The sequence below is a fragment of the Brevibacillus sp. GCM10020057 genome (assembly GCF_042683565.1).
Lineage (GTDB): Bacteria > Bacillota > Bacilli > Brevibacillales > Brevibacillaceae > Brevibacillus.
On sequence record NZ_JBHUJW010000043.1, the window covers coordinates 695,670 to 714,670 of the forward strand.

Sequence of the window (19,001 nt, forward strand, 5' to 3'; positions counted from 1 at the left end):
GTATTGATTATGACATACAACCACTCGTTTTCGTTACAGTTTGCAGCAAAATCCGGCAAATAGAAAAAAACCTTCGCCCCATCTCATGCTGCGTGCGTGGATGGAGTGAAGGTTTTTGCCCTATGCCGATACAACAAGATTTTCGCAAAATCGATCCTACTTCTCTTCCCTTTTGGAAAACCAGGTGGCCAAAATCGAACCGGAAATATTGTGCCACACGCTGAAGATGGCGCTCGGCACGGCGGCGATCGGATTGAAGTGCGCTGCTGCCAAGGCTGCGCCCAGTCCGGAGTTTTGCATGCCGGTCTCCAGCGTAACTGCTTTGCGTTTGGCCAGGTTCAGGCCGAACAGTTTGGCAAAACCGTAGCCCAGCAAGTATCCCAAAACGTTGTGCAAAATCACGACCGCGAAGATCACGAGCCCGGTCTCTACGATTTTTCCTTTGTTGATCGCGACGACGATGGCGACGATCAGGACGATGGCGATGGTGGAGACGAGCGGCAAAGCTTTCGCGCTGGCCTCAGCCTGCTTTTTGAACAGCGCTTTGACGATGACACCCAGCACGATAGGGACGATGACGACCGTCACGATATCCATGAACAAAGACTGCGCGTTAATGTCCATCCATTGACCGGCAAGCAAGGAAATGAGGGCAGGTGTAGCCAGCGGAGCGATCAGTGTCTAGACTGCCGCAATGGATACACCGAGGGCGACATCCCCCTTGGACAAATAGGTCATGACATTAGAGGCCGTACCGCTTGGACAGCATCCTACCAAAATCACTCCGACAGCAATGTCCGGCGGCAGCTGCAGCACGATCGCCAGAAGGAAGGCCAGCGACGGCATGATCAGGTAGTGGCCGATGACCCCGATGAGCACATCCACCGGCCGACGGAATACTTCACGGAAATCTTCTGACGATAAGGTCAGCCCCATCCCGAACATGATAATTCCGAGCAGCAGGGAGATATACCCTTTGGCCCCTATGAACGCTTCTGGTACAAAAAATCCGACGACAGCAAACAAGATGACCCAAACCGAAAACGTACTCCCGACAAACTTGCTGATTTTCTCTACTCTATTCACGGCTCTCTCTCCACTCTTTGAATCTTTTTGTTTTTTTAATTTTACTTTAAGCAGTTTCACTATTCTATGCATTTTGGCTATTCCGGCTATACTCCTTGGCTATATCCAGATAGGTTTCGCCTCGGAACAAGCGCTCAGTTCGAGCGCTATGGAGCTTGCCCCTTCTGAAACTGGAAAAGACCGCCTGGCACCCGGCGATGTGGGACAGACGGTCTCTCCATTATTTTTCAAACAAACGTTTAAACTCTCCGAATCCTTCTTCGTCCAGCCGATCTTTTGGAATGAAGCGCAGCGCTGCCGAGTTGATGCAGTAACGAAGCCCGTTTGCCCCTGGACCGTCCTCAAATACGTGGCCCAGATGGGAGTCCGCCTCCTTGCTGCGCACCTCGGTGCGAATCATGCCATGTGTGAGATCGATATGTTCGGTCACGGCATCCTGTTTGATTGGCTGCGTGAAGGACGGCCAGCCGCAACCGGAATCAAACTTGTCCAGGGAACTGAAGAGCGGCTCATTCGAGACAATGTCGACGTAAATACCTTCTTCCTTATGGTTCCAGAACTCGTTGGCGAAGGGGCGCTCCGTCGCGTTGTTTTGGGTCACTTCATATTGCAAAGGCGTCAGCCGCTGCTTCAGTTCTTCCTGTTTTTGGCGGTCCCGCCACGCTTCTTTCGTGAATTGCGCCCTGCCGGATGCTGCGCGATAGTATTGATAGCGCAGCGGATTTTTCTTGTAGTAGTCCTGATGGTATTCCTCTGCCGGATAGAAGACCTGGGCAGGGAGAATCGGGGTGACGATCGGTTTCTGGAATCGCCCGCTCTCCTCAAGGCGCTGCCTGGATTCCTCCGCCAGCCGTTTTTGCTCGGCATCGTGATAAAAAATGGCCGTGGCATACGACTGCCCGCGATCGGCAAACTGCCCGCCGGCGTCGGTCGGATCGATTTGCCGCCAGTACAAGTCCAGCAGCTGCTCGTAGGAGATCAAGGCGGGATCAAATGTAATTTGTACCGCCTCATAATGCCCTGTCGTACCGGAGCAGACCTGCTCGTACGTCGGGTTTTCGACATGGCCGCCCGTATAGCCTGAGACTACTTTCTGAATCCCTGGCATCTTATCGAACGGGCTGACCATGCACCAAAAGCACCCGCCCGCAAAAGTCGCCAGCTGGTATGCATTCGCTTCACTGCTCAATCCTTTCGCCTCCTGTCGATTCCAAACGTTTACATAGCTTGATTGTACCTGTTGGGCAAAAAGAAAGTCCACCTCACAGGTGCTTCCTGGCCACAAAAAACAAGCCGGATACAGAAGCGAATGCTCCTTCCGGCTTGCCCGCATGTTCTGTGTTCACGAGCAGATGGATTCCGTTTGCTCCTTGACCCGCTGCGGCTGTTTCTTCGCAGACCTTTGCGATCGGACCGTTGCGACGATCACGCCTGTGACGATCAACAGCGATCCGCCTGCCTGAATGGCGGTCACTTGTGAACCTAGCAGCAAAAATCCGACGAGCATGGCTACAAATGGCTGCAAATTGAGAAAAATCGCCGCTTTTCCGGTACCTACGACCTTCAGCTGCTGGTTCCAGACAAGCCCGCAAATGCCTTGCATAAAAATGGCGGTCACGATGAGCATGGCCCACGCCCAGACTTCGTGGCTGATATGAGCGGACGAATCGAGCGTGAGAAAGGCTGCCGGCGTGAGAAACACCGTGCCCACTGTAGTAGAATAGACGGTAGAGATGAACGGGTTCATTGTCTCCGTCAGCTTGCGCACGATAATCATCGATGCAGAGAACGTCACCATCGCGATCACGATGAGCATGACACCCTTGGACAAGGTCAACCCGGCCCCAATCCCGACTACGCAAAACGTGCCTGCCAAAGCCAGCACAGACCCGATTTGCATACGGCGCGTAAACCTTTCTTTCAAAAACAGCGAAGCCAGCACCGCCGTGACGATCGGTGCCATCGACAAAATCAGGGAAGCCGTAGTAGCATCCGTGGTGAGCAGGCCATTGAAGTAGGCAGTCTGGTTCGCCAACGTCCCGATGAGGCCAAGCAGGATCAACAGTCCCCACTCTCTCGGCCTGATCTTCACAAACTTCTTGGTTAGCCATGCGTAACTGAGCAAAAACAGGGAGGTAAACATCAGTCGCACATCTGCCAAAAACAGCGGCGGGAATTGTTTTACCAACATGCTCCCAAATACAAAGTTGCTTCCCCACAGAGTGACACAGAACAGCAGTAGCAAATATGAACGAATCATGGTCAATCCTTCTTTCGCCCGTTACATGGAAATCTTCGCTTCGATATATTACCTGAGACTTTCGCAAAAGTCCATGTGTTTATGAACCATATTTCGCTTTTGCAGATGTAACATTTTACATATTTCTACCGACAACAAGGACAGCCTGCCTCGCTGTCCTTGTTCCTGCACCTTCCGTTTTCTTATTCCTGCTGTTTCTTTTCGCCTGCGGCCTTCGCCACTGCTTCGGCCACCAGTTTCGCGTAAACCGCTGAGCCTTCGGGATTGAGATGGACGCCATCCTGGTAAAAGAAATTGTCTTTGCCCGCGCTGGCCGTGTACCAGTCCACGAGCGTCACCTGCGGATTGGCGGCAGCGGCCTCTGCCAGGACGGAATTGACGACACTTTCCCAAGGCTTCGGAACTCTCGTATTGACCAGAATGATCTGCTCGGTTCCGGCAAGTGTTTGCATCAGCTTCGCCAGCTGCTTTTCGCGAAACGCACCGTTCGTTCCCAGCTCGATGATGACGATGTCGCCGAGCTTGCCCTGGGCCTTGAGGCTGGCGATGACATCGGGAGCCTGTGACATCTGTCTGCCGATCTTGCCGTCGATAACAACTCCCGGCAAGAGCTGCTCCAGGTAAGGAGCGATGTCGAGCATAACCGAGTCGCCCACGGCAGTCACGCCTTTGCCAGACGCGATCGGCGTCTGTTTCGCGTCAACTTCTGCGGCAGTGCCAACCGATTCCTTTGGCTTGCCTGCTGGCTGCTCTGTTTGCTGTTGATTCAGTCCCGACGCATCCGGCTTTTGCGGCTCAGGCTGCGCCGGTCCTTGCCCTGCTCTCCCTGTTGCGGCGGGCTGCTGATTTTGCGGCTCTGGTTTCGATGCTCGCTGCGGCTTTTGGGGCGCTTTGCCTGCTTTTTCTGTCGGCTGTTCCAACCCGGACTCGGCGTGGACAGGAGCGGCTGGACCGACTTGCTTTTGCTGCGGAGGATGAGAATCAGCGCGCGGCTGCTTGGCTGCGGCTTCTGTCTGCGAAGCAGCCGGTGTTTGTCTGGCAGTCGCGTCGGAGGTCAAGGATGCGACGCCAAAATACGTCGCGCACAGCCATACGGCACAGGCAGAGGCGATCCAGCGCGTGTAGCGTCCTTTCCTGCCGTCCTGCTGCCGCCGGAGCCCAGGCCAGATCCGGCCCAGTGCGCCGTGGCGGATCGGCTCCTCGATGTATTTCCAGGAGACGGCGGCAGCAACGATACAAGCGAGCACTTGCAAAATCGCCCGCGGGATAGCGTACGCATCCGTCTGTTCGACTCCCGGACTGGTCAGGATAATGATCGGATAATGCCAAAGATAGATCCCGTACGACCGGACGCCGAGCCACTTCAACGGTTTGCAGCCCATCCACCGCGCCAGCAAGCTCGCCGGGTGGGCCATTGCTGCCACGACCACGGCACTCGTGATGGACAAGAACACAAGCCCGCCGCGGTACAAAAACTCATCGTACTGGTTCGACTTCCAGATTGCGAAAAGCAGGATGGCGAGACCGATGCCCCCTGTCACGTCGATGGAAAGGCGAGCCCGTCGCGAAACCGCCGCCGACAGTTTCCGGCTCGGCCAGACCATTGCGAGCGCCGCCCCGATCAACAGCGCGAACACCCGCGTGTCCGTTCCGTAATAGACGCGGCTCGGGTCGAAGTCCGGATCATACAGCCAGGCCATAGCCCCGGCAGACAAGGCTGCGGCAAATAAAGTGAGGCATACGAGCGGAATGCGGCGCTTGACATAGCGCAATCCCAGCGCCAGCAAAAGCGGCCAAACCAGGTAAAACTGCTCCTCGACCGAAAGTGACCACAAATGGCCGAACGGCGAGGCCGGACCAAACTTTTCAAAATAGGAAACATCCTGAAAAATGAGCCACCAGTTGCTGACGTACAAGATGGCCGCAGGTACGTCCCCCTTCATGCTGGGGAGATGTTCGGGCTTGAAGCAGACTACCCATGCTGTCACGAGGACGAGCAGGAGCAAGAGAGCTGGCAGCAAACGCCTTGCGCGGCGCAGCCAAAAATCTTTCATATCGAGTCGTTTATGCCGGCTCCACTGGGCGATGAGCAAGTCAGTAATGAGATAACCCGAGAGGACGAAAAAAATGCCGACACCAAGCAAGCCTCCAGGCGCCCAGTTGTAATTCAGATGGTACAAAATAACAGCAAGCACAGCCAAGGCTCTCAGTCCGTCGATTCCAGCCATGTATCGGCTAGTGCCTTTCCATGGTTCAGGCATGGTGACAGCCTCCCCTGCATGCAGTCGTGAGCGGCAAGGTATTCGTCGCCCGCAAGATAAATAGTTGGTTTGCAAACCAATCAACACATTGGTCAATCCGTTCCGCACTCGACATGCAGCTCATCTGCATTCTCCCCTTTTGATTCCATATCTGTTCATCGACGCAAGTTGACGGGGTCAGCCCTTTCACATCGGAAAATGCGCGCTGTATGAATGCAAAACCCCCTGTTTTGCCTGGGATCGAAAACGGGGGTTGGTATCCTTTACATGGTTCCAATCATATTGCCCGTATTCAGGATGTGTGAAACGACTTACAGTGTAAAGAAGTCCTGCCTTCCTTTATATGTATGCGCCATCGCCTCTTTCCCGTATTGTTTGCAGGAAATTCCCCTTCCGCCGCGATTGGCCGAACCGGTTATTCTTCCCGGTCATTTTTTAAGCAGCGACGGCATGGGCAATCCCCAGAACCTTGCTTATTAGACGGCTCGAAGGCAGTACCTGTTACACGATGTTTCCCGGAAAAAATCGACAAAAACATAAAAAAGCTGCTGGCATCCTATCCTGCCAACAGCTTTCAAAGGTTAATGCTGTCTTGTCCCGGAAGCGATCTGCCCATCCAAGACCATTTTCCACCATTAAATGTGATGTGTAAACAAGTAATTTAAGAAAAAACCGCCGCTAATGACAGCAATCACGATTAAGATAACACCGCTGCGAATTCGTTGCGACAACAGACGCATGAAGCCCAGGCAGAATAAAGCTCCTGTCACCAGAAAATAGGCGACTCCTACCCAGAACAAGCTCCACGGCAAGCTCGCAAAGTCTACATTGCCCAACTCATACACCTACCCTGCATTCGATTCTGCTTTCCATTTTTTCGTCGTTGATACTCCATTATAACAGGAAGTCTGACTCGCAGCCGAATTTTCAACCATTCCGTAACAGAAGTGTCAAACATCCTGTGCGCCTTGGCCAGGAGGGGGAAAGCGAGGCTGGAAGCAGCCGCTCATTCCCTTCTTCGATTCGACCGCTTATTCCAACACGGGTTTCCACTCGACACCGGGCGGGAACACAGCCCGGACATGTTCTCTCAGCTCCTCGTCCCGGAACAGCTCTGCGCTCAAGATTGCCACAATGCCGCTGTCTTCCCGGGAACGAATCAGCCTGCCGATGCCTTGCCGCAGCCGCAGCAGCATGTACGGCAAGTCGACTTCTTCGTATGGGGCAGCTGCGCTCCTTCTTTTCGCCGCAAACACGGGATCGTTCGGCGGGAATGGCAAAGACCAGATCACGACGTTCGACAACGACGGGCCAGGCACATCGAGTCCTTCCCAAAGGGAGACCGCGCACAGGCAGCTTCTCTCATCCTCCTGGAAACAGGAGATGAGATGCGTAATTTCCTGATCGCCCTCGTAGAAAAAGCGCAGCCCGGCACAGGTTGGTACATCCGCAATCGCCTGCTTGAACTGCTTCATCTCCTCCATGGACGAGAACAGCAGCAAAGCCCTTCCTTCGGTGCGCTGCAAAAGCGGGACGACTGCCGCCATTTTTTCCGCGAACACGTCCTCTCCTGCCAGCTCTGGCACGAACACCTGCATTTGCTGCGGGTAATCGTACGGCGAAGGGACGGAGAAAGACAGGTAGCGGCTGATGCCCAGACTGTCTGCCACGTATTGAAACGACCCGTCTACCGAAAGCGTCGCGGAGGAAAAGACGATCGGCATTCGCTCGGAGAATACGCGTTCTTTCAGCACTTCCTGAACCAGACGCGGCATGACGACCAGTGTGGAGCCTGTACCGGTCGCATCCTCGGTCATCCATGAGATGACGCCGTTCGGCTGCCGGAAGAGGCCGAGCGCAAGATGCATCATTTCCAGATGCTCTTCGACAATGCGCAGTTGAAACTCATCGAGGGTATACAATCCGCTCTCCAAAGCCAGTTCTTCTTCGATCCAGCCGATCTGCTCGGTGAAGCGGGCAATTGCCTGCAGCAGCTTTTCCTCCAACCGAATCTCCCTGCGGTTCGATCCGATGACCGCCTGACTGTGACTGTCCAGTTGGAAAAACATGTCCTCGCTTCGATTGATCGCCTCTTCGACCGCAACAGCGAGAGATTCGCGGATTTCCCCGCGAAGCAGCCGCGTAATGATCTCCTCGAAGACCGAATGGTTCAGCTTGTACGTCAACGCCTTTTGCGCAGCCGTCTCCAGCAGATGCCCTTCGTCGAAAATGACGGCGCTGTGACTTGGCAATAGCGGCAGCTGACCGCCCCGCTTTCTGGCTTCGCAGGTCCAGACGTGCTCCATGTAAAAGTTGTGCGAGCAAATAATCAGCTCGGCGGCTTTGCGGTAGTGATTGCGCGACAAGGTCTGGCCGCAGCGATGCTGCTTTTCGCAGGCGAAACAGTCCTGAAACGCGTCCCAATTGATAAGGCTCCACTTCTCATCGTCGAGCCCGGGATAACCGCTTCGATCTCCGTATGGATAAAAAGACTGCAAGGCTTCGTAGTTATGCACAAACGGAGGCAGCTCCTGGTAGATCCTCTGGAAATCTTCTGCGAAATCGGGGTGGAAATTCGCTTCATCCAGCTTGCGCAAGCACAAATATTGATCCGGCGACTTCGCCAATCGCGCATCGATGGTCAAACCAAGGTGTTTCGCGAGCTTGGCGATGTCCCCTTGCGGCTTTACCAGTTGTTCGATGAGCGATTCGTTGGCGCAGGCGATTATCGCCGGCTTTCTCGTATAGCGGGCATAGCAGACGGCGTAGAGCAAATAGGCGAGCGTCTTGCCCGTCCCGACACCTGCTTCCGCGAAAATCGTCTGCTTTTCGGCGAAGGCGCGTTCGAGCTGGAACGCCATGTAAATCTGTTCGTCGCGCACCTCGAAACCCGCTTCGGGCAATCTGTCATAAAAAACGTCCGCCGCCCAGTCGCTCACTTGCGAAACAAATGGCTGGGCGGGGTCGTATGCAAAAGGATACCGTTCCACTTCTGTCGTGCCTCCTATAATGAAAAAATGCCTCGGCATGGTTGAATCCAGGATGTAATCATGACACGACTTGACTATAAAAACAATACGCCTGGGTCAAAAAGCTAAGACAGAGGCAGCAGGCATGCATAGGAAGCGCGCTCAAGAACCGCTTCGATCGCTACTCATTGGCGAAAACGTGGTAAGATAGGAAGGTAACCTGGGCACTGCATAGGAGTGAAATGAAAATGGAAAAAGTTATGTTTATCGAAATTGGCATGGGGATTGACCTGCACGGACAAAATGTCACAAAAGCAGCAGTCCGCGCCGTTCAAAATGCCATCCACCACAATTCCATGCCGGGACTGCGCATGGTACTGCCGAATAACGACATCCATAACATGAAGGTCAACGTCCGCCTGGCTGTACCTGCTGATGCGGACAAGCTCGACCTCGACACTGTGCGGGCGGAGCTTCCGTACGGGGAAGTGACGTTTGAAGTGGTAGAAGGCGGAATGCTCACCTCGAGCGGCGTCGTCATTGCGGAGAAAGAGGACAAAAACGACCTCGCTTACGTCGTCATCGCTTCCGTAGAAGTCGGCTACTAGACGAGAGAGCGGCCTGCTCGCCGCCCTCTCTGACTTCATGCCGCAGCCAGGCTGACAGCACTCACTCATCCATGGCGTGAGCATCCGGAATCCGGGCAGGAGCGTATTGGTAGACGGACAAATCAATCGCTCCTTCTGCGGAGACGGCTACCCCTTCTGCCTCCAGATTCATTTTTTGCAAAGTGAACGAAACCTCGTCCTGCAACCCGATTCGCCCTTTTCCATTGATCACCCGATGCCAGGGAAGTCTATGCTTTTTACTCATCGCATGCAGTATGCGGACAACTTGACGTGCCGCTCTCGGACTGCCCGCCAGCGAAGCGATTTGCCCGTAAGTCATGACCTTCCCTGCGGGGATGCTCGCAATGATCGCTATGGCCCGCTTAGTAAATTCTTCCATGATATACTCCTCCAGATACGGCAGGGTGGTAACACAGCAAAAGGGCTTGTACGGTGAACATAAGAAGGAATTCTTCTCCCTGCGGCTCGAATCCTGCGATTTCGTGTCTGTTTCTGCGCTTGCCCAGGAAATCCGCTGAAGAAATAGAAGAAAAAACCAGATGCACAGCTATATTCGTGAAGAAGCAACAGCCAAACTGCAAAAGGGGATGTTACATATGGAATTGGAATTCATGATTGATCGATATGCAGAGGTAGCTGTAAAAGTAGGTGTTAACGTACAGCCGATGCAGACACTGGTCGTAACTGCCCCGATCTCAGCCGCCGATTTTGTGCGCAAGGTGGCACGGAAGGCATACGAGGCAGGAGCCAAGAACGTCCAGATCGAGTGGACGGACGACGAGCTGACGAGGATGAAGTACGATTTGGCTCCCGATGAAGCCTTCCGCGAATATCCGCTGTGGAAAGCGAAAGGTCTGGAGGAACTGGCGGAAAGCGGCGCTGCCTTTCTTTATATCAATGCCTCCAATCCCGATCTGCTCAAAGGCGTAGACCCCGAACGAATCAGTACCGCCAATCGTACGGCCGGACAAGCGCTGCAAACCTTCCGCAGCTACACCATGTCGGATAAAGTCAGCTGGAGCGTCATCGCGATCCCTTCTGCTGCTTGGGCGGCTGTCGTGTTTCCGGACTTGCCTGCGGAAGAACGGGAGCGTGCCCTTTGGGAAGCGATTTTCCGGGCGACACGCATCGACCAGGAAGATCCGGTACAAGCCTGGCGCGATCATCATGCGGCTCTCAACGAGAAAGTCGAACGGCTCAACGCCAAGCAGTACCGTTACTTGCACTATTCCGCTCCCGGCACAGACCTGACGATTGAACTGCCTCCGAAGCACATCTGGATCGGCGGCGGAAGCGTCAACAAGGTCGGCACGCCGTTCATGGCGAACATGCCGACAGAGGAAGTATTTACGGCTCCGCTGAAGGAAGGGGTCAACGGAACGGTCCGCAGCACGAAGCCGCTTAGTTACCAGGGGAATCTGATCGAAAACTTTTCCCTGACCTTTGAAAAAGGACGGATCGTCTCGGCCGCTGCGGAAAAAGGAGAAGCTGCCCTGACCAAGCTGATCGAAACCGATGAAGGCTCGCACTACCTGGGGGAAGTCGCTTTGGTACCCCATTTCTCTCCCATCTCCCAATCGAACATCATCTTCTACAACACGCTGTTCGATGAAAATGCCTCCCATCATCTGGCGATCGGGAATCCGTACCCGGTCAACATCGAGAACGGGGCGAACATGACCCAGGAGGAGCTTGTTGCGTATGGACTTAACAACAGCATCACCCATGTGGATTTCATGATCGGGTCAGCAGATATGAGCATCGACGGGGAAACTGCAGACGGAGTGCGGGAGCCGCTCTTCCGAAATGGTAACTGGGCATAATGAAGCGGCAGCGGAAACGGGAATGCGTTCTCCGCTGCTTTTTTTGGCGCGCGCTAGGTGGAAATCATGGGAAAATGTTCACCGAACACTTGTTTCTCGCTATTTCGTTCGCTCTATTTGAACATAGTTCTTTGTGATTATTTTTCAGAAATTCGACATTTTATACCATTTACTTCCTTTTTTCTGTTAAAAATTTCTTCCCCCATTCCGATAATCGAATGTAGCATACCGGAAATGAGTGGTTGAAATGGCCTATATTCTTGGTACTTTTCTCTGGGTCCTTTCTTTGCTGGCTCTGGCCATCCTGTCTGTCTGGAACCGAACCAACATTCTCGGAAACGGCGTTCAGGCGGACAGCATTGCATTAGCGGCTGTTTTTACCGTTGTTTACCTGTTTTTCATCTTCCTCGTATGGCTGTTTCAGCGAAAAGTGAACCCTAAATAGCAAGCCCTCATATAGGAAAGAGCACCGTCAACAAGACGCGGTGCTCTTTTTCATCGTGGGCTAGTCAAAAGCCCGAAGCCCGATGCCTGCCTGGGTGAGGGCCGCCTGTATGCTGCGGGCAAATTCCAGCGCATGAGCTCCGTCTCCGTGGATGCAAATCGTATCTGCCCGAATCGCCACGTCTACGCCTTGGCAGGACAGGACGCGTCCTTCTTTTACCATCCGCACCACCTGCTGCAGCGACCGGGCCTGATCGGTAATCAGGGCATCCGGCTGACTGCGCGGCGTCAACGTACCGTCCTGCTGGTACGTCCTGTCTGCGAACACTTCGTGCGCCGTGCGCAGCCCGATCCGCGCTCCGGCGCTCGTCAGCTCGCTCCCCGCCAGCCCATACAGGATCAGGGACGGATTCACCTTGTAGGCCGCCTCGGCGATTGCTTCCGCCAGCGGGGCGCGCACCGCTGCCATATTGTACAGGGCACCGTGGGGCTTGACGTGGTGCATGACGCCTCCTTCCGCCTGGACAAAAGCTTGCAGGGCCCCGAGCTGGTACACGACCATGTCATACGCTTCCTGCGGGGAAATATCCATGTTCCGTCTGCCAAAACCGACGAGATCTGGCAGCCCCGGATGTGCTCCGATGGCAACGCCTTTCTCCAGCGCCATGCGGACCGTCTTTCGCATGGTCGCCGGGTCGCCGGCGTGGAAGCCGCAGGCGATATTCGCCGAGCTGATGTAGTCGAGAATCGCCGCGTCGTCTCCCAGGCGGTATGCGCCAAAGCCTTCTCCCAAATCACAGTTGATGTCGACGTATTTCATCGTTTACCTCCATCCTGCCGTGAGCTGAATCGCCACTTGCAACTGCTTCAGCTCCCTTTCTCGTTCGTACAAGGCTCGCTGTGCTTCCCCCACGGATACTTCCTGGAACCGCAGGGCATCCCCCGGTTTCAACTGGGCAAATAGCGGCAAATCGACAGTAGCGACGTAGCCGATCTTGGGGTATCCCCCGATTGTCTGCCGATCCGCGAGCAAAATGATCGGCTGACCGCTGGGCGGCACCTGAATCGTCCCTGCCGTCACCGCTTCACTCGTCAGCTCTCGCGGAGCGGACAGCGATAGCTTTGGACCTGCCAGCCTGTAGCCCATCCGGTCGGACTGTGGCGAGACGTAGTACGGCTGATCCCAGAATTGCCGGCGGCTCTCCTCGGAGAAATCGCCATACTGCTCTCCCCGCATGACGCGTACGACCGGATCGGACAAGTCTGGAAAAACGGACTCGGGGATGTACCAACCAGCCTGGACAACCGCACTGCTTCCCGCCTGCCTGGCCAGTCTGGAAGCGAGAAAGCGGCTGAACTCCCCAGGTCGGTTGATACGCAGCCGATCGTTTTCCCGCAGGATTCTTCCTTCATGGCCGCCAAACCCGGCGCGGAAATTCGTGCTGCGACTGTTCATCACCACAGGCACATCCCAGCCGCCTGCGACAGCGAGGTAGGCGCGGCAGCCTTCTTTCACGTGGGAAAATTGCAGCGTGCTGCCCTTTCGCACCCATACAGCGCGGTTGCGCGCGATCTTTTTGCCGTCGACGGAGGGGGCGAAATCTCCCCCGCATACGGCGACGAGCAAATCTTCGTGGAAGAGCAGGCTCGGTCCCTTCAGCGTCATCTCCAGCACCGCCTCCTCCGCCTGATTGCCGACGAGCAGATTCGCCAACCGCATCGACACCGAATCCATGGCCCCACCGACGATGACCCCGTACTGCTGAAAACCGTATCGCCCTTCATCCTGCACCGTGGTGCAAACGCCTGACGCAATGACTTCCACGCTCATCGCGTCACCTCCCAGGATGCTTGCCATTGCTCCGGCGAGATCGGACGAAAACGCACTCGATCACCTGCCTGCAGCAAGCTCGGCGGTTGCGATTCCGGACGAAACAGCGGCAGGGCGGTCCGTCCTATGATGTTCCAGCCCCCGGGGCTTTTGGTCGGGTAGATTCCTGTCTGCGAGCCCCCTATACCTACGCTTCCCTGGGGGATGGCGGTGCGCGGTGTAGCGCGCCGCGGCGTTGCGAGCCGCTCATCCAATCCGCCCAAATACGGGAATCCCGGCGCAAAGCCGATCATGTACACCAAATACTGCCGCCCGGAATGGATGCGAATGACTTCCTCCGGATCAAGTCCGCTGTGCCGGGACACGTCTTCCAGGTCCGGGCCGAATTCCCCCCCGTAGCAGACCGGAATTTCCACCAGCTTAGGTTCCCGCGCAGTACCCCCTCGCGTGCTGGCGATCACCTCTTCCAGCAAGCCGATGACCTTCTCGTAAGGAATTTGACCGGAATGCGGATCGTACAGAGCGACAGGATCGTAATAAACGGTTACGGTAGTAAAGCCCGGCACAATCTCCACCATCCCGGGGAAAAGGTGTTCCTGCAAGAAATCGGACAGCCTTTTCACTTTTTCATGGGTGCTCTCGTCGATCGCCTTGCCCAGCTTGACGATCACACCCGAATCCCCCAGCGGAAAGAATTCATGATATGGCAACGGCTCGCTCCTCCTGTTCCGATGTTTGTTACTTCGTCCGGCGTTTGGTTTGTCCATATTTTATCATTTGCCTGACCGTAACAAAATGGTGCAAGGTTCTGAAAAAATGCATCTCTCGTTCCCTTGCATACAGAACGCTGAGCTGCTGCAAGGGAGCGCCTCTCCACTGCATTTTTCTTAATGAATGCTTTTTTTCTTGAACCTGCCGCCGGAAACGTCGTGAATATGCCCGATCGCCAGGAAAGCGGACGGGTCGAGTTCGTCGACGATCTCTTTCAGCTTCGCCTCCTCCAGCCGTGTGATGACGCAAAAAATCACCTTTTTGTCATCGCCGGTGTACCCGCCTTCCCCGCTCAAATACGTAATGCCCCTGCCCAGCCGTGCGGCCAGCGCATCCCCGATCTGGTCGGGATAGTCGCTGATGATGAACACCGAACGGGACTGATCTAGCCCGACCATGGTCAGGTCGATCATTTTGAATGCGATGTAGTAGGCGATCAGCGAGTACATCGCCCGGTCCCATCCGAAAATAAATCCGGCGCTGCCCAGAATAAAGATGTTGAAGAACATGACGACTTCGCCGACAGAGAACGGACTTTTTTTGGTCAGCAAAATCGCGACGATCTCCGTTCCGTCGAGCGACCCGCCTGCGCGAATGACGAGACCGACACCGATCCCCACGATGATGCCGCCAAATACGGCAGAGAGGAGCAAATCATGCGTCAGGCTCGGTACAGGCAGCAGCAAGGAAGTCCCGACTGACATGACGGCGACCCCGAACAAGGTGGAAATGGCAAACGTCTTGCCAATTTGTTTGTAGCCAATTATCAAGAACGGCAGGTTCAACAGAAAAAGAAACAACCCGAGCCGAAGTCCCGTCAAATGGGCCAGCATGATCGACAGGCCTGTCACTCCACCGTCGATAATGTTGTTCGGAACGAGAAAGATTTCCAGTCCGACCGATACGAGAAACGCGCCAATCATGATGATGAGTGCTCTCATTACAATTCTTCTTTTTCTTGCTCTCTTATGGGTCGTAGCTGTACCTGCGTGTTCCATTCGTCCCATCCTTCCCCTTTTCGATAGTTTCATCTTTCCCACTCCGGGCGAAAAAAATAGCCAACCCGTCCAATGACAGGCTGGCTGTAGTTTTGAGTAAGCGGCGGAACAGTACAAGTGCGCTATCCATGATGATGCATGAGAACATGATCAGCAACGTCTTTTTTCAGCACGCGCAGCATCAAGGCGGTTACCACGGTGCCTGCGAGGATGGAGACGATATACATTCCGACGTTGCCGACGACTGGCAGGACGAACAACCCTCCATGCGGTGCAGGCAGCGTGCAGCCGAAGAACATCGAGAGGCCGCCTGCTACTGCGGAACCGACCATAATGGATGGAATGACGCGGGTCGGATCGGCTGCGGCGAAGGGGATGGCTCCCTCCGTGATGAAGGTCGCACCCAGCACATACGCCGTCTTGCCGGCCTGGCGTTCTTCCGGGGTAAACTTTTGCTTGAACAGTGTCGTTGCCAGCGCCAGTCCCAGCGGCGGCGTCATTCCCGCTGCCATGACTGCGGCGTGCGGTGTATAGGTACCTTCAGCGATCATGGCGATGCCGAATGTAAATGCGGCCTTGTTCAAAGGCCCGCCCATGTCAAAGGCCATCATCGCGCCAAGGACCATACCGAGCAGGACAGCGTTGCCCGCGCTCATGTTTTTCAGCCAGCCGCCGAGTGCCGTATTGATCGCAGCCACAGGACCCGACACGACGAAGATCATCAAAAAACCGGTAATCAATACCCCGAACAGCGGGTACAAAAGCATCGGCTTGATGCCTTCCAGCGACGCGGGCAACCGGGAAAAAAGCTTGCGCAGCAGGACAATGACGTATCCGGCCAGGAAGCCTGCGATCAATCCGCCCAAAAATCCGGCGCCTGCAGACGTCGCCAGCATCCCTCCTACCATTCCGGGAGCAAAGGCCGGTCGATCTGCGATGCTCATCGCGATGAAGCCGGCCAGGACCGGGATCATCAGGGCAAACGCGCTGCCGCCGCCGATGTCCATCAAAAGCTTAGCCAGCGGATGGAAGGATGGATCGTTCGGGTCTGAGGCTTTGATGCCGAACATGAAGCTCAAGGCGATGATGATACCTCCGCCCACGACAAACGGCAGCATGTTCGACACGCCGTTCATCAGATGCTTGTAAAAGTAGGATTCACGCTTCTGCCCGTGAGCATTGCCAGCATCCCTTTGTTCGTAGCGCTCCCGCTTTTCTGCCTGATAAACTGGCCCTTCCTGCTTGAGGGCGCGTTCCAGCAGCCGCTCCGGATTGCGGATGCCCTCGGCTACCCGCACCTCGATGACGGTTTTTCCCGCGAAACGCTCCATTTCGACCTGCTTATCCGCTGCGACGATCACAGCGGTCGCCTCGGCGATGTCCTGCGCCGTCAGCTTGTTTTTCACGCCTCCGGAGCCGTTGGTTTCCACTTTAATGGCGATTCCCAGCTCGTCAGCCTTTTTCTTCAACGCATCTGCAGCCATATACGTATGTGCAATGCCGGTCGGGCAGGCCGTCACCGCGACGATCTTTGCTGAAAACGTAGAATGTTCAGTCAATTCCACAGCGCTTTCCTTTTCTTCTCCCCGTATCTCCCGTTCTTTCCTCGTCAACACCTCCAGCACTTGCTCCCGGGTAGATGCCGACAACAGCCTCTGGCGAACATCGTCTTCCATCAGCATCTGGGAAAGCAGTGCCAGCGTCTCCAGATGAGCTGAATCGGCCTCTGCTGTCGCTGCAATCATAAAAAACAGGTGTGCTTTTTGCTGATCCAGGGAATCGAAATCGATCCCTTCCGGCGACAGTCCGAAGCAGATACTCGGTTGCTTCACCGCTGCCGTCTTCGCATGGGGAATGGCGATGCCCTCCCCGATCCCCGTGGAGCCCTGGGCTTCGCGCGCCATGATGGCGGCTTTCATCTCTTCCCGGCTGTTCAGCCGCCCTGCCTCATCGAGACGGTCAATCAACTCATCCAGTACAGCTTCCTTCGTCCTCGCTTTCAACGGGATGACGATTGTATCAGCCTGCAGCAGGTCTGCGATCCGAATCTGATTTTGCATAAGCGAAATTCCCTCCCTTAAGCCTCATGTATCGTAATCAATGGTAAAAATGCCTCGATCGCCGCCGGGGTGCAAAAACCTTCCGAGATGGCGGTCGTGCAGCCTGATGCGACTGCGAAGCGAAAAGATTCCCGCACATCCAGACCGCGAGTGAACGCATACAGGAATCCGGCGACCATGGAGTCACCGGCGCCAATGGAATTGATCGCCTGCTGTCTGGGAAACTCGGCGACAAATGCTTGCTCCCGGTTGACGAACACGGCTCCCTTTCCCGCCATGGACACGATCACATTGACAGCACCCATTTCCAATGCACGTTTTCCGCAGCGGACGGCTTCTTCAGCAGTCTGCACATTCACGCCAAAAAGCTCTCCGAGTTCGTGATGATTCGGCTTGATCAAAAACGGCTTCTCGGCCAGCGAGTTGCCCAGCGCGGCGCCTTTGGCATCGAGAATGACGCGGACCTGCTGCCGATTCATCTGATTCATGATGATCTGGTAAATATTTGGCGGCATGCTCTCGGGTACGCTGCCGGCCAGCACCAGAAAATCGCCGCTGCCCAGCTGATCCAGCTGCTCCATGAGCTGGCTTTGCGCTTCCGCAGAGATGAGCGGAGAGACGCCGCTCAGATCGGTCTCCCGCTCTGCCTTGATCTTGACATTGATGCGCGAGTCTTGGGCAACCGGAATCAAGCGATGCTCGATCCCTTCCTGTTCGAGCTGCTGCCGGATAAATGCCCCTGTGAATCCTCCGATAAAGCCGAGCGCGATACTTCGGCATCCGAGATTGCGCAAGACTTTGGAGACATTGATCCCTTTTCCCCCTGCGACCTTCCACTCTTTTTGTACCTGATGAATCGTGCCTTCCTGCATCGACGGAAGCCAGACGTGATAATCGATCGAAGGGTTCAGGGTCACTGTGTAAATCATGCTTTCACCACTTTTACATTCGTTAGTTTGGCGTACAAGCGCTGGTCTTCCTCGCTCATTCCGTCATCCGTAATGATAGTGACATCCGACAGATCAGCGACTTTCGCAAAGGTCACCCGGTTGAATTTGTGCGAATCGGACAGCACATACCGCCGATCAGAGAATTGCAGCGCCAGTTGCTTCACGTAGGCCTCGTCCGGATCGGGCGTCGTCAGTCCGTGCTCCGTGTCAATCCCGTTCGTCCCGATAAAGCATTTGTCAAAACGGTATTGCCCGATGGAGGTAACCGCCTCGCGTCCCACCAGCGACCATGTAGCCGCTTTCAATTCTCCGCCGATGAGGAACGTCTTGATGTTTCGCTTGATCAGCTGAATGCCGATGTCCGGGCTGTTCGTCACGACGACGATGTTGTCATGGGACAAAAAAGGGACCATACGCGAAGTCGTCGAACCGGCATCGATGAAGATGGAATCGCGCTCCTTGACGAGACTTGCCGCGTATTTGGCAATCGCTGTTTTTTCCTTCTCGTACTTGACCGATTTCTCCAGCATCGTCGGTTCTTCGATCTTGTTTTGCAGCGAGGACGCCCCTCCGTGTACACGCTTCAGCAGCGCCTGCTCTTCCAGCTCGCTCAAATCCCGGCGGATGGTGGACTCCGAAGCCCCTGTCACTTCGACCAATTCCGCGATGCGAACCGTATCTCGTTCCTTGAGCATGGATAAAATGAGTTGATGTCGTTCAGGAGTGAGCATGACAACCTCCTTTTTGGAAAAGCGATATTCCTGTCACTGATTATAAGAGAGAAAACTTTCAAAATCAATCATTTTCATTCAATTTCAATCAAAAAACTTCCAAAAACATTCAAATCCCCATCGCTCTGAGACAGCCCGCTTGTCAGATGGTCAGCCTGTACCCGACGAAGTACCCGTGATACGGCGAA

At 54.9% G+C, this 19,001-nt stretch carries 15 protein-coding genes and 1 pseudogene; 3 read left to right on the forward strand and 13 right to left on the reverse strand.

Going from position 1 to position 19,001, the window contains the following annotated elements:
* Positions 1-156: 156 nt before the first annotated feature.
* From ACFSO0_RS17065 to ACFSO0_RS17085, 5 genes and pseudogenes are all read right to left on the reverse strand, one after another.
* A pseudogene (locus tag ACFSO0_RS17065) lies at positions 157-1,086 on the reverse strand (bile acid:sodium symporter family protein).
* A 220-nt stretch (positions 1,087-1,306) separates the two neighbouring features.
* Positions 1,307-2,275, reverse strand: a complete 969-nt coding sequence (msrA, locus tag ACFSO0_RS17070; RefSeq protein WP_376882187.1) for a peptide-methionine (S)-S-oxide reductase MsrA — start codon at positions 2,273-2,275, stop codon at positions 1,307-1,309.
* Between the two features lie 153 nt (positions 2,276-2,428).
* Entirely contained in the window at positions 2,429-3,346 is a 918-nt protein-coding gene (locus ACFSO0_RS17075; protein ID WP_376882190.1) for a DMT family transporter, read from the reverse strand.
* Between the two features lie 182 nt (positions 3,347-3,528).
* Positions 3,529-5,607, reverse strand: a complete 2,079-nt coding sequence (locus ACFSO0_RS17080; RefSeq protein WP_376882192.1) for an acyltransferase family protein — start codon at positions 5,605-5,607, stop codon at positions 3,529-3,531.
* 1,031 nt (positions 5,608-6,638) lie between these two features.
* Positions 6,639-8,597: an ATP-dependent DNA helicase gene (locus ACFSO0_RS17085; RefSeq protein ID WP_376882195.1), complete on the reverse strand. Its 1,959-nt coding sequence runs from the start codon at positions 8,595-8,597 to the stop codon at positions 6,639-6,641.
* 227 nt (positions 8,598-8,824) lie between these two features.
* On the opposite strand from ACFSO0_RS17085, the gene ACFSO0_RS17090 reads away from it, so the two are divergent.
* Positions 8,825-9,184 carry a Lin0512 family protein gene (locus tag ACFSO0_RS17090; RefSeq protein WP_376882197.1) on the forward strand — a complete coding sequence of 120 codons (360 nt, stop codon included), beginning with the start codon at positions 8,825-8,827 and terminating at the stop codon, positions 9,182-9,184.
* 61 nt (positions 9,185-9,245) lie between these two features.
* Here the strand turns inward: ACFSO0_RS17090 and ACFSO0_RS17095 are convergent, their stop codons facing one another.
* On the reverse strand, positions 9,246-9,584 hold the full coding sequence (locus tag ACFSO0_RS17095; RefSeq protein WP_376882199.1) for an MGMT family protein: 339 nt from the start codon (positions 9,582-9,584) through the stop codon (positions 9,246-9,248).
* A gap of 217 nt (positions 9,585-9,801) precedes the next feature.
* Here ACFSO0_RS17095 and ACFSO0_RS17100 point away from each other — a divergent pair, with 217 nt between their 5' ends.
* Together ACFSO0_RS17100 and ACFSO0_RS17105 are read left to right on the forward strand one after the other, a co-directional pair.
* The gene (locus ACFSO0_RS17100; protein WP_376882202.1) at positions 9,802-11,028 is read left to right on the forward strand and encodes an aminopeptidase; all 1,227 of its coding nucleotides are present in this window, start codon (positions 9,802-9,804) and stop codon (positions 11,026-11,028) included.
* 247 nt (positions 11,029-11,275) lie between these two features.
* Complete coding sequence (locus tag ACFSO0_RS17105) at positions 11,276-11,473, forward strand: hypothetical protein (protein WP_376882204.1); 198 nt, start codon at positions 11,276-11,278, stop codon at positions 11,471-11,473.
* Between the two features lie 60 nt (positions 11,474-11,533).
* Here ACFSO0_RS17105 and ACFSO0_RS17110 read toward each other — a convergent pair whose 3' ends face one another.
* The 7 genes from ACFSO0_RS17110 to ACFSO0_RS17140 form a co-directional block, all read right to left on the reverse strand.
* On the reverse strand, positions 11,534-12,292 hold the full coding sequence (locus ACFSO0_RS17110) for a LamB/YcsF family protein (RefSeq protein ID WP_376882207.1): 759 nt from the start codon (positions 12,290-12,292) through the stop codon (positions 11,534-11,536).
* Positions 12,293-12,295: 3 nt separating this feature from the next.
* Positions 12,296-13,303, reverse strand: coding sequence for a 5-oxoprolinase subunit C family protein (locus ACFSO0_RS17115; protein WP_376882210.1), 1,008 nt, complete (start codon positions 13,301-13,303; stop codon positions 12,296-12,298).
* On the reverse strand, positions 13,300-14,013 hold the full coding sequence (pxpB, locus tag ACFSO0_RS17120; RefSeq protein WP_376882213.1) for a 5-oxoprolinase subunit PxpB: 714 nt from the start codon (positions 14,011-14,013) through the stop codon (positions 13,300-13,302). Before pxpB ends, ACFSO0_RS17115 begins: the two co-directional genes overlap by 4 nt.
* Before the next feature lie 177 nt (positions 14,014-14,190).
* Positions 14,191-15,015 carry a YitT family protein gene (locus ACFSO0_RS17125; protein ID WP_376882215.1) on the reverse strand — a complete coding sequence of 275 codons (825 nt, stop codon included), beginning with the start codon at positions 15,013-15,015 and terminating at the stop codon, positions 14,191-14,193.
* A 179-nt stretch (positions 15,016-15,194) separates the two neighbouring features.
* Entirely contained in the window at positions 15,195-17,132 is a 1,938-nt protein-coding gene (locus ACFSO0_RS17130) for a PTS fructose transporter subunit IIABC (RefSeq protein ID WP_376882217.1), read from the reverse strand.
* Between the two features lie 17 nt (positions 17,133-17,149).
* The gene (pfkB, locus tag ACFSO0_RS17135; RefSeq protein WP_376882219.1) at positions 17,150-18,061 is read right to left on the reverse strand and encodes a 1-phosphofructokinase; all 912 of its coding nucleotides are present in this window, start codon (positions 18,059-18,061) and stop codon (positions 17,150-17,152) included.
* Entirely contained in the window at positions 18,058-18,813 is a 756-nt protein-coding gene (locus ACFSO0_RS17140; RefSeq protein WP_376882222.1) for a DeoR/GlpR family DNA-binding transcription regulator, read from the reverse strand. Before ACFSO0_RS17140 ends, pfkB begins: the two co-directional genes overlap by 4 nt.
* Positions 18,814-19,001 lie beyond the last annotated feature (188 nt).

Bases quoted from the DNA above. Each gene is read 5' to 3' on its own strand.
- ACFSO0_RS17115 (WP_376882210.1), bottom strand. From the start codon at position 13,303: ATGAGCGTGGAAGTCATTGCGTCAGGCGTTTGCACCACGGTGCAGGAT.
- ACFSO0_RS17100 (WP_376882202.1), top strand. From the start codon at position 9,802: ATGGAATTGGAATTCATGATTGATCGATATGCAGAGGTAGCTGTAAAA.
- pfkB (WP_376882219.1), bottom strand. From the start codon at position 18,061: ATGATTTACACAGTGACCCTGAACCCTTCGATCGATTATCACGTCTGG.
- ACFSO0_RS17140 (WP_376882222.1), bottom strand. From the start codon at position 18,813: ATGCTCACTCCTGAACGACATCAACTCATTTTATCCATGCTCAAGGAA.
- ACFSO0_RS17130 (WP_376882217.1), bottom strand. From the start codon at position 17,132: ATGCAAAATCAGATTCGGATCGCAGACCTGCTGCAGGCTGATACAATC.
- ACFSO0_RS17080 (WP_376882192.1), bottom strand. From the start codon at position 5,607: ATGCCTGAACCATGGAAAGGCACTAGCCGATACATGGCTGGAATCGAC.
- ACFSO0_RS17110 (WP_376882207.1), bottom strand. From the start codon at position 12,292: ATGAAATACGTCGACATCAACTGTGATTTGGGAGAAGGCTTTGGCGCA.
- ACFSO0_RS17105 (WP_376882204.1), top strand. From the start codon at position 11,276: ATGGCCTATATTCTTGGTACTTTTCTCTGGGTCCTTTCTTTGCTGGCT.
- ACFSO0_RS17090 (WP_376882197.1), top strand. From the start codon at position 8,825: ATGGAAAAAGTTATGTTTATCGAAATTGGCATGGGGATTGACCTGCAC.
- ACFSO0_RS17125 (WP_376882215.1), bottom strand. From the start codon at position 15,015: ATGAGAGCACTCATCATCATGATTGGCGCGTTTCTCGTATCGGTCGGA.
- ACFSO0_RS17095 (WP_376882199.1), bottom strand. From the start codon at position 9,584: ATGGAAGAATTTACTAAGCGGGCCATAGCGATCATTGCGAGCATCCCC.
- ACFSO0_RS17075 (WP_376882190.1), bottom strand. From the start codon at position 3,346: ATGATTCGTTCATATTTGCTACTGCTGTTCTGTGTCACTCTGTGGGGA.